11 protein-coding genes and 1 pseudogene are annotated in these 10,559 nt (G+C 35.1%); 2 read left to right on the top strand and 10 right to left on the bottom strand.

All coding sequences use genetic code 11. The features are described 5' to 3' along the window. Positions 1-114 precede the first annotated feature (114 nt). The 10 genes and pseudogenes from ACTNDN_RS23690 to ACTNDN_RS23735 all read right to left on the bottom strand — a co-directional run bounded on the left by ACTNDN_RS23690 (position 115) and on the right by ACTNDN_RS23735 (position 7,155). Complete coding sequence (locus ACTNDN_RS23690) at positions 115-429, bottom strand: CBO0543 family protein (RefSeq protein WP_396953904.1); 315 nt, start codon at positions 427-429, stop codon at positions 115-117. A 501-nt stretch (positions 430-930) separates the two neighbouring features. Then, a complete protein-coding gene (locus tag ACTNDN_RS23695) occupies positions 931-2,448 on the bottom strand; it encodes a phospholipase D-like domain-containing protein (RefSeq protein ID WP_441132465.1) in 1,518 nt (505 codons plus the stop codon). A 352-nt stretch (positions 2,449-2,800) separates the two neighbouring features. Continuing rightward, positions 2,801-3,307: pseudogene (locus ACTNDN_RS23700) on the bottom strand (DUF421 domain-containing protein). Between the two features lie 115 nt (positions 3,308-3,422). Continuing rightward, complete coding sequence (locus tag ACTNDN_RS23705) at positions 3,423-4,283, bottom strand: DUF421 domain-containing protein (RefSeq protein WP_251629965.1); 861 nt, start codon at positions 4,281-4,283, stop codon at positions 3,423-3,425. Positions 4,284-4,312: 29 nt separating this feature from the next. Continuing rightward, the gene (locus tag ACTNDN_RS23710; protein WP_009336483.1) at positions 4,313-4,519 is read right to left on the bottom strand and encodes a DUF1657 domain-containing protein; all 207 of its coding nucleotides are present in this window, start codon (positions 4,517-4,519) and stop codon (positions 4,313-4,315) included. 11 nt (positions 4,520-4,530) lie between these two features. Next, positions 4,531-4,881: a stage V sporulation protein AE gene (gene spoVAE / locus ACTNDN_RS23715; protein WP_235252841.1), complete on the bottom strand. Its 351-nt coding sequence runs from the start codon at positions 4,879-4,881 to the stop codon at positions 4,531-4,533. Beyond that, entirely contained in the window at positions 4,878-5,897 is a 1,020-nt protein-coding gene (spoVAD, locus tag ACTNDN_RS23720) for a stage V sporulation protein AD (RefSeq protein ID WP_061794311.1), read from the bottom strand. The genes spoVAE and spoVAD overlap by 4 nt, the downstream gene beginning before the upstream one ends. Next, positions 5,897-6,376, bottom strand: a complete 480-nt coding sequence (spoVAC, locus tag ACTNDN_RS23725) for a stage V sporulation protein AC (protein ID WP_066235783.1) — start codon at positions 6,374-6,376, stop codon at positions 5,897-5,899. The genes spoVAD and spoVAC overlap by 1 nt, the downstream gene beginning before the upstream one ends. Before the next feature lie 17 nt (positions 6,377-6,393). Next, a complete protein-coding gene (locus tag ACTNDN_RS23730) occupies positions 6,394-6,867 on the bottom strand; it encodes a YhcN/YlaJ family sporulation lipoprotein (protein ID WP_066235784.1) in 474 nt (157 codons plus the stop codon). An 81-nt stretch (positions 6,868-6,948) separates the two neighbouring features. Next, positions 6,949-7,155, bottom strand: coding sequence for a DUF1657 domain-containing protein (locus ACTNDN_RS23735; protein WP_013352384.1), 207 nt, complete (start codon positions 7,153-7,155; stop codon positions 6,949-6,951). A gap of 738 nt (positions 7,156-7,893) precedes the next feature. Here ACTNDN_RS23735 and ACTNDN_RS23740 point away from each other — a divergent pair. Both ACTNDN_RS23740 and ACTNDN_RS23745 read left to right on the top strand, forming a co-directional pair. Beyond that, on the top strand, positions 7,894-9,375 hold the full coding sequence (locus ACTNDN_RS23740) for a spore germination protein (RefSeq protein ID WP_235252825.1): 1,482 nt from the start codon (positions 7,894-7,896) through the stop codon (positions 9,373-9,375). Between the two features lie 8 nt (positions 9,376-9,383). Further along, complete coding sequence (locus tag ACTNDN_RS23745) at positions 9,384-10,553, top strand: GerAB/ArcD/ProY family transporter (protein WP_441132471.1); 1,170 nt, start codon at positions 9,384-9,386, stop codon at positions 10,551-10,553. Positions 10,554-10,559 lie beyond the last annotated feature (6 nt).

Genomic DNA, 10,559 nt, shown 5'->3' on the forward strand with positions numbered 1-10,559 from the left:
ATGTTCTGCCTGTTATGATAATGATAAAAAATAAAGTGGCAAAACCAACGATGACTTTGATCGTCAGTAAACCAATATTGACTTCTTCCAACGTTTTTTCCTCCAATTTAAATTTTACTTAGTTGTAAGATCTTGAGGTTTAGATAAAGAGGCTAGTTTTAGTATTAAAGCTCGAGTTACAATTCCAACCATGATGTAATATATGAATGAATATCTGTATCTCCACTCTAAATAATTAACAAGTTTGACCCACTCGCAAAAGGGTTCACCTATAAAGGCATATGTTAGTGCCATAATGATCTGGGCTAAAATAAAAGATTTCCATCTTCTAAAATATTGATATAACAACATGTAAGCTACAGGTACCATTGAAAAATCAAAAGGAAAGGCCCTAGGAATAAAAGGTAGGAATGCAATGGGTAATCCCAAAAACTGTATTGTGCACCAACTACATCTAATAAGGTTGTTGTTATGATAATTATGGTACCAAATAACAAAATTTCTAAAATAATGTCTCGTTTAACAAGTTTAGCCCATATAACCCAAGGCACAACTAAAAAAAACGACTAGTATCCACCATTCCCAAGTTAAAAACTCATTTTTCAGCCAACCATTTAATTCTAAATGATACAGCTTATCTTCTAATAAACGTATTTCCTTAAGATTTTCAAATATATTATCTATTGATATCACCTCTATATTTAAATGAAAAGGTAACAGATATTTTTGAATTCAAACTCTTTGAGCTGCCTTTTTAGTATTACCGTTTTTTAGTAATGAATTTCCATCGTAAATAAGAAAAAAACCATATTGAAAGTTCTTCTAACAAGGGTTTTCGACTCTTTTCAAATCAATCAGAAATATTTTAAAAACAATGAAATTTTTTAAATCTAGATTTAACATAGAACAATAAAAACAGGATACATCAACTCATAATAATGGAGAGAGCAGGCGAGAACCCTGTTCAACAATGCGCTCGGTCAGGGATCGTTGCAACAAGTCTTCAATTCTTAATGGTACAGAATCAGCAAGATCACGCTCGAATTGATGTGTAAGTTCCATCGCCACATCAGTACTGTACAAGACTTGACACACCTCATAATTCAGGCGAAAACTTCTCATATCATAGTTTGCTGAGCCTACGGCAGCAATCTCCTCATCGATGGTCAACACCTTCGCATGTATCATTCCTTTGTCGTACTGGTAGATTTGAACTCCAGCTTCTATAAGTTCTCCGTAATAAGTACGGCTTGCAAGACCCACGATTTTTTGATTATTGTGGCGCGGAACCAGCAATCTTACACGGACACCACGAGTTACTGCTGTCTTTAATGCCATGATAATATCCGTTTCTGGTACAAAATAGGGAGTTGTTATATCAATAGTCTTGGTCGCCTGTGTTATACATATAAAGTAAGCTTGACGAATAACTGGGGTAGGAATTCCAGGGTTTCCTTCCAACGTATGGATGTACGCTTTTTGCAATTCTCCTGTCTTTGTTTGGGTATTGTCTGTTTTACCTTCTATAGGCCATAACTCAGATCCTAATTTGGCAGGCCATCTTGAAAGATCTATGCTGCCGGTTGGATTGATTTCCTTTGATTTATATTTTGGGATTTTAGTGGCCTTTTTCGTTGCCTCAGATTTTGTTTTTGACTTTATCCGTTCTGGTACAGCGATATTCCAATGAACGTCGAAGATAGTCTGCAAGTCGCCTGTTGCTTCCCCTATAATTTGCAAATGAGTGTCCCTCCAAAATCCTACGTCTGGCTTTAATCCTGTATATTCATACCCAACGTTCATACCGCCAGTAAAGGATTCCTTTCTGTCAATCGTCACAATCTTACAATGATCCCGATAATTCCAATTGGACAAAATCCAGGGAAATCGCAGAGGAAATATTGTCCTGCATTCTATCCCTGCTTCAACCATCTGCCGGATTTTTTCACGCGGGAATTTATAACTCCCCAAGCTATCTCTCATAAAACGAACCTGCACTCCATTTAATGCTTTTTCGATTAGCAGTTCTGTGATTCGATTACCAATTTGGTCGTTCCGATAGATGAAATATTCCAGATCAATGGTTTCTTGGGCTTTTTGCAGGGATACAAGGAGTTGATCATATTTTGCTATCCCATTGTTAAACACTTGGACTTGGCCCATTCGAAGCCCATTCACAGTGAAATGCCGTAAAGCATTGGCAATTACCGATGCTGAAGCACCGAATGTCTCAGGTAATTTGTTAGATTCATTTTTAGAACAGGTCAATCTTTTTCGATGAATAAACTTAGGGTTTGATATGCTAAGATATAGCCAGAAACCAATGACAGGTAAAAAAAGGACGATTATTATCCAATTCAAAGCCTTGGCAGGCCGACGAACTTCCCAAATTGCTATGAATAAGATAAAGAACGTATTTAACAGGTATAGATAAAAAATCCACTCCAACTGGAATCCCTCCTTCTGTTTCTCTTATCATGTACAAACTATGTAACCAGTATACGTATGGAATATGAAGGGATTGTCTGTTATATATTATGGACTACCTTTATAAGAACTTGTATAAGATATTAAGAACGAAAAAAAGAGAATTAAGGTTGGGAAAGTTCTGACATCAAGAAAGGCGTAATGATCTGGGCACTGTCCTAACTAGAGACTTAGTGATTTTGAAAATTACCATCTGGTAAATTCCTAAATATAGGTATAATTTTTTATAAATTTGGAAAATGAAATTGGTAAATGCAATAAGGAGTAAATAAGAGAAAACATTAATTTATATTGGGAGGAAATCGTCTTAAAATTAGTCGTTAACATCTTTTTTGTTAATGTTTAATGAATGATCGGTATCTCTAACAGCAGCATAAAAAAAATCTTTGATTTGAAGATATCACTTTGCCTTTAGTTCTTCCTTTAACCACTTTTCATTTTTGTTGATAAATTTTAATTTACGCTTTTGCACTTTCCCTTCAATGACAACGACTATGGGTAATCCGCGGTATTCCACTTTCATATGTAAATCTTTTGGAGTAATAGGAACTAATTCTTTTCTTGGAAAAATGCTAATTTCACCTGTTGCTTCCAAAATCGCATATTCATTATCGTGAATATCCGGATATCCTGTTGTTCTTAAATTAGACAACAGCTCAGGTAAAGGATATCTACTTTCCTTTAAATTTCGATTAAGATAAAAAAGAATCGCTCCAAAATCATGAGGGGTAAGTTGGGATAGAGCTGATTTCCCTAAAATATTTACTGCTACAATAAACACAATATAGATAAAAATAACTTTAACTAAAAAAATAGACACTTCTAACACCTCGTAAAAAAATTCACCTTAGTCCGAAATTGGACTAAGGTTTTTAAACTTATTTCAATTAAAAATGGTATCTTTTTTTCGTCATGTATGAATCTAAGCTAAATCCTTATCCTTTTAAAATAGGGGTCACTTTATCAATGGCTTCTTGTAATTTTTCACTGTTTAACCTATACATTTGTTTGGCGTCTTTTGATTCCGTTCCAAGAGCAAATAGTTCTAAGTCTGCTTGACATTTTTTCAAGGTTGAAAGAATTAAGGGTCTTTCTTGTGGGGGGGCGACTTGTAATTTATCGTCAAACAGATCAATCGTTAACTCTCCGTAAGAATTAACCTGTCCCAGAAATACATTTTCAATCGTTACCCCTAGTTTTTCTAATTCAGTTTGTAGCCAAGCCCGACTTCGTCCAATCGTGGCTAGTGGTTCATCCATTATTGTACCATCCATAATAATGGTCTGAGGCTCCTTGATTGAAGCAACCTTCAAGTTTATATCCTTTGCTGTTAAAGGTTGATTTTCTTTCTTTAGCATCACAGATAAATCACCTGTTGCCTCTAAAACAGCAAATTCTACATCAGAGACTTGAAAGACATCCTTCCTGCGAAGTAGCTCTAACAGTTCATCTGTCGTATATCTTTCCTTTTTTAAATTATCTTCCATAATCTTCCCATCTTTGATAAATACAGTTGCTTTTCCTTCTATAAAATTGCGAAAACCTTTACTTTTTAAGGAAATTAAATCACTGAAAAAGGGAATAGCCGCAAAAATGACAATTCCAATAATTCCGTGAAAAATGTTCCGTTCAAGTCCCGTAGCCACTTCTGCACCAATACTTCCAATAGACATACCGGTGACATATTCAAAGAAAGATAGTTCTGAAATTTGCTTTTTCCCTAACCATTTTGTAATGAAAAATAAAACAGCAACAAATAATGCTGAGCGTACAGCTATATCTAACCATTCAGGCACTGCTTACACCCCCTGTAAATATAGTTTTTCTAGAAACCTTTGTACTGAAGTTCCTCTCCTTCTAGTTCTCCTACTCTTTTTTTTAAATCTTTTGTTACTTCGTGTACTACCATCATAGCCTCATGCAAAGTTCGCTTCGATTCATCATCAAGAGTCCGTAATGCTAAACTTGAGAGACTTGCTTCTACCCCTTTTAGACTGGCAAAACACTGTTTAACATCTGATCCTACTGTCATCCTAATTCTCCTTATCCTTTTGGCTTAAAAATTAAAGCTCCTATCATGCCGAAAACAATGGCAGCTGAAATACCAGAACTAGTTACTTCAAACATTCCTGTCAGTACACCAACTAACCCATGTTTTTCTGCTTCCTGCATCGCACCATGAATAAGCGAATTCCCAAAACTTGTAATCGGAACGGTAGCCCCTGCCCCAGCAAAATCAATCAAAGGCTCGTATAGTCCAAATCCATCTAAAAGAGCCCCAATCACTACAAGAGCACTTAAGGTATGACCTGGTGTCAATTTAAATACATCAAACATAATTTGCCCAATGATACAAATTAAACCGCCTACGACAAAAGCCCAAAAATAGATCATGTTAATTGTTCACCTCCGTATTCAATTGACACTGCATGGGCGATACAAGGAATTGTTTCATTTTGCTGAAAGGACAACGGTGAAAGCAAAGCACCTGTAGCCACAACTAACATTCGTTTAAATTCACCTTTTTTCATGCGGTTTAATAAATGCCCATAAACTACCGTTGCTGAACAGCCTGCACCGCTTGCTCCTGCAAGAACGGGTTGTCCTTCCCGATAAATCATAAGGCCACAATCCTGGTATTGTTCTTCACTAATAGGAGTTCCATGCTTTTTAAATAGATCCATGGACACTTCCTGTCCGATTTGGCCAAGGTCACCGGTTACAATTAAATCGTAATAAGATGGCTCAACATTTCGTTCCTTTAAATGGGCTTCAATGGTATCAACCGCAGCTGGCGCCATAGCTCCTCCCATGTTAAATGGATCTGTCAATCCCATATCGATTACACGACCAATTGTGGCAGATGTGACATGAGGTCCTTCCCCAGAATCACTTAATAGGGCTGCACCTGCACCAGTAACCGTCCATTGTGCCGTAGGTGGCTTTTGTCCACCATACTCAGTTGGATACCGAAATTGTTTTTCAACAGCTGTATCATGACTGGAAGCTCCTGTTAACAAATATTTCGCTCCTTTTGTATTTACAATATAAGCACCTAGAGCCAGTCCTTCCATCGAGGTAGAGCAAGCACCGAATAAGCCAAAATAAGGAGCTCCAATCGTTCTGCTAGCGAAACTTGTTGGGGTGATTTGATTGATTAAGTCCCCAGCTAGGATAAATTGAACTTGATCCTTTTGTATGCCCCCTTTTTCCATGGCTTTTTGGCAAGCCTCTTCAAAAAGGATTTTATGTGCTTTCTCATAGGAATCCTGCCCAAGCCATAAATCAGCATGAAGAGTATCGAAATCATCTGGGATAGCACCATTGGCTTCAAATGGTCCACCAACGGTTCCAGTGGAGATAATGACAGGCTTTTGTTCGAAGATCCATGTACGATGACCTGCTAGCATTATAAACCACCCCATCTGATTAAAATTGTTTTAATTAAGGCAATGATAAAAGCAGAAAACACACCAAATAAAATGACAGAACCGGCTAGTTTAAACATATTGCCGCCTACGCCCAGTACAAATCCTTCGGTTCGATGTTCAATGGCAGGTGATATGACCGCATTGCCAAAACCTGTTACAGGTACAGCTGTTCCAGCCCCACCAAATTGGGCCATTCGATCATATACGCCAAAACCAGTAAGAAGCATTGTAATAAAAATTAACGTACCCACCGTCGGATTTCCGGCCGTTTGCTCAGTAAAATCGAAATAATAAATGTAAAAGTCTGAAATAAGCTGACCAATCAAACAAATAAGTCCACCGGTTAAAAAGGCCTTAATACAATTTTTAACAACCGGTCTTTTGATCTCTCGTTGTTTTTGCAATTTTTGATATTCCTGTTGCACAGGAGTAAGTTGTTTCTTTTGATTGTTAGACATAACTCGATCCTTCCTCTTTAGGTTTGTTCCTTCATAAGACTTTTCAGTTTGTTCAAATCATTTTTTAAGTTCTTCTTATTCATATCGTTTTTTTTCAGTCTTTGCTCGACCTTTTCGAGCTCCCAGAATATTTTTTTATCAGTCGAAACAAAAACTTTATAGTCGGGATACTTTTTTTCTAAGTCGGATTTTACTGACTTCTCGATACTCTTTAATCGAAATCGATCAAAATTCTCAACTTTAATCGCTGCCATAAGCTCTTTATCAGTATTCACAGCTTTTACGTCTGTAATATCTTCCTTGGCAATTATCTTTTCTTTCGCATGATTGGCAACGGATTGATCAATTGGCTTACTTGTATGTACTTGTGAAATACCAAAAGTACTATTACCTTGAGTAAATTCATTTTGATTACCATTACATCCTGATGCGAAACCAATGACCATTATAATAAAAAGTAGGTTTTTCAATGTGGTTATTTTATCTTTCAAAAAAACACCTCCATTTTTTTCCATTATTTGAACAGCTGAAAAAAGGTTGGTTAAGAGGCCAACCTTTTTTCGCCTTACTAATTACTGTTGTTTGTATTGAGGTTCTTCTTGTTCGATTTGTTGAACACGTGGTTCAATGCTGTCTACAACGGATTGGGTTTGCTTAGCTGCATCTTGGTAAAGTTGCTTAGCTTGTTGATTATCTGTACTAAGAGCAAATGTTTCAAAGCTAGCTTGAGCACTTTTCAATCCTGCTAGAGCTGTTTTAACGTCATTTATTACTGTCATGATAATTTCCTCCTTGAATTTTTTTTACTCTTTTATTTTGCTTTATGGAGAATTTTTTATTCAATGATTTTTGGGAAATTTAAATCTAAATTATTTTTGACGTATAGCTCCATTTTTTCGATAATAACCCCTTTTCCATATCCCCATCATTTCTTCTATTTCTCGTTGACAGCAATAACTCTTATAACTTTTCATTTTTTCTTTTCTCAACTTCAATTTCTTTTACACCCCTACCTTTATAAAATAAGATGATTGTATTTCCTGAAAGGACTAATATTTTTCCCATTTTTCGGATATTATCCCAAAGTTTTAAGAGTTTCTCCCTCTTAATCATCCTATTTATGGGTATTTAACATTGAAAATGTAATAACAAAGATAAACGCATGCATTTGTCGCCGTATTAAGGTTTGTCTAATACATAAAAAGGAACTGTTTTGTTATTAAACATCAAATTTTTCATACATTTTAGAAGGTGAAAAAATGACAACAAAACAAAAAAGGAAATCCTTTCAACGTTTAACGTTAAAACCAAAAAAGGACATTGAAGAAATAAAATTTGGGATTAATCTGAGAGAAAAAGGGTAATAACTGACAAGAAACCAACCTCTTAAACTAGACACAATAATGGTTTAACGCTGTCCATTATGATGTATTGGTTCTACGATCCTTCTATCCATATTCTGTATAAAATAATTTTTTTAACAGACACTATAAAAAACGTTGAAGGAAATGATAAGAATGACAGAGCGTAATAATAATGAGAGCTTGCCAGGTTATGAAAAAATTAAATCGATTCTTAATGAATCACCCGACTTGAATTGTCGAAAGATTGAAGCTGGACAAGTGGGGATTCATATTATTTTCATGAAGATTTTAATTAAGCCAGAGATTCTAAATGAATATGTCATTAAATACATTGAACAACTTTCTGTAGAATACTTACATTACACCTATTTAATGAAAAACATTCCTATAGAAGAAATAATGGTAAATATAGAGGAACAAGAAGTTATCTCTTCCCTATTAAATGGATTTGCTTATATTTATTTCTTAGAAGAGAAAAAGGGATTCATGGTGAACTGCGCAAATCCCATTGAACGCTCTATTGAGAAAGCAGAAACAGAATCGTTAGTATATGGACCTAAAATTTCGTTCACTGAATCATTAACTTCTAACGTTAAGATAATCAGACAAAATCTAAATGATTATAATTTGTGCACGGATGAAATAAAGATTGGGGAACGCGCTCAAAAGCAAGTAAGAATTGTATATATAAAAGATATTGCTAACGATGACACTCTTCAGACACTTAAGGAAAGGATTAAACAATTAAAAACGGATAATATAAGTGACAGTTCCGTTTTGGCTCAATGCCTAGAAGATAATCATTACTCTTTATTTCCACAATTTATATTAACAGAGCTGCCCGATCGATTCATCTACTCGATTATAAACGGGCGAATTGGTGTTTTTATAGATGGTAGCCCAGTAGGGATTATAGGTCCTGCTAATTTTTTCTCATTTTTCGAATCAACAGAAGATATCTATTTGAGATGGTCTTTAAGTACATTTATTCGTTTTATCCGATTTTTTGCTATGGTAGGTTCTATTTTTTTAACAGCCATTTATGTGGCTGCCATGACTTATCATTTTGAACTCATACCATCTAAATTGTTATTTATCATTGGACAATCACGTTCACAAGTTCCTTTTCCGCCCTTATTAGAAGCACTCTTACTAGAATTGTTAATTGAGTTACTTAGAGAAGCTGGTGCCCGCCTTCCTTCAAAAGTAGGACAAACAATGGGAATTGTAGGAGGTCTTGTCATTGGCCAAGCAACGGTTGAGGCAGGATTAACTAGCAATATTTTAATTATCATTGTTGCATTTAGTGCATTAGGGGCATTTTCGGCTCCTATTTATGAAATGGGCACTGCTGTCAGAATTGCTAGATTTCCAATCATTATTTTAGCAGGTGTTTGGGGGTTAAATGGAATCATTTTTGGTATATGTATTCTAATGGTTCACTTGTTAAAATTAACTTCTTTAAATAAACCTTATCTTGCACCTCTATATCCGCTAAGAATGAAAGATTTGCAATATTTTTTAATACGTCTCCCCCACCATTTTTATATGAGGCGACCGTTAGTAAATCGACCAAAAGACTCCATTCGCCTAAAGGAGCGATTAAGAAATATAACAGATTTAGATGAATTTTGAGGTGCAAAATGAAATCAAATATACGATTTGTTAACGCCTTTATGGCGTTTTATATCATACACACTTCGCAAATTGGTATGGGAATTCTTGGAGTCCCAAGAATTGTGTATCTAGAATCAAAAAAAGATGCTTGGATATCCATTTTACTATCTGGTTTATTCGTTAGCTTGATTACATGGTTAATGATTTCTATCCTAAAAAAAAATGAAGGTGGTACTCTTTTTGAAATTCATGAACATATATTCGGACGCTTGATTGGTAGTATTTTTAACTTCCTTATTGTCATTTACTTTATTGCCGTCCATTATTCGATTACCATTAGTTATGTCGAGTTGTCACTAACATGGGGATATGAAGGTGTCTATGAATGGTTCGGGGTATTGGCTTTATTAATATTAACCATTTATGCTGTATCCGGCGGATTTAGAGTAGTGACCGGTGTTTGCTTCTTATCCTTTTTATTGACTATATGGCTGCTATTTGTTATGTACCAACCACTTCAAACCATAAACCTAACTAGGATTTTACCTATTATGACGACAACTCCTTCAGAAATTATGAAAGGAGTTTTCAAGAGCAGTTATACAATGTTAGGTTTCGAGACGTTATTTTTTATTTTTCCATTTATAAAGGAGAAAAATAAACTACAGCTGTTTAGTCAAATAGCAGTCTGGTTTACGACCATTCTTGTTTTAATAACAACTGTTGTTTCTATTTTATTTTTTAGCGCGAAAGAATTAGAAAAGAATGTATGGCCTGTTGTCAGCATGATTAGCACGGTCCATTTTCCATTTATTGAGCGCTTTGAATTTGTTGCGGTTCCATTATGGATTTTAGTTATTTTTCCAAACCTATGTATCACTCTGTATATTTCTTCCATGGGTATTAAACAGATTTTTCATATAAAACAGAAATATGGAATATGGCTCATCTCCATTATCCCTTTTATCTGCAGTTTTTTAATTACTAAAAGAGTAGATAATAATTATTTTTTTGATCAAATTGGCAAAATTGGATTTTTTCTGTGGTTTATCTATCCGATTTTCTTGTATGGAATAACCATTATAAAATCAAAAATCAATACTCGTTCCAGAAGTCCTGCGGTAATATGTCAAGTACCAAAATCTAAGGAATTGGAAATTGTAAGCCAACCAATACCTAAAAAAGACAATACTTAAGAAACC

This window comes from Niallia sp. HCP3S3_B10, assembly GCF_052064465.1.
GTDB lineage: Bacteria > Bacillota > Bacilli > Bacillales > Cytobacillaceae > Niallia > Niallia hominis.

What these genes read in the sequence shown, in the direction of transcription:
- ACTNDN_RS23710 (WP_009336483.1), bottom strand. Translation starts at nt 4,519, where the DNA reads ATGACAGTAGGATCAGATGTTAAACAGTGTTTTGCCAGTCTAAAAGGG.
- spoVAE (WP_235252841.1), bottom strand. Translation starts at nt 4,881, where the DNA reads ATGATCTATTTTTGGGCTTTTGTCGTAGGCGGTTTAATTTGTATCATT.
- spoVAD (WP_061794311.1), bottom strand. Translation starts at nt 5,897, where the DNA reads ATGCTAGCAGGTCATCGTACATGGATCTTCGAACAAAAGCCTGTCATT.
- spoVAC (WP_066235783.1), bottom strand. Translation starts at nt 6,376, where the DNA reads ATGTCTAACAATCAAAAGAAACAACTTACTCCTGTGCAACAGGAATAT.
- ACTNDN_RS23735 (WP_013352384.1), bottom strand. Translation starts at nt 7,155, where the DNA reads ATGACAGTAATAAATGACGTTAAAACAGCTCTAGCAGGATTGAAAAGT.
- ACTNDN_RS23740 (WP_235252825.1), top strand. Translation starts at nt 7,894, where the DNA reads ATGACAGAGCGTAATAATAATGAGAGCTTGCCAGGTTATGAAAAAATT.
- ACTNDN_RS23745 (WP_441132471.1), top strand. Translation starts at nt 9,384, where the DNA reads ATGAAATCAAATATACGATTTGTTAACGCCTTTATGGCGTTTTATATC.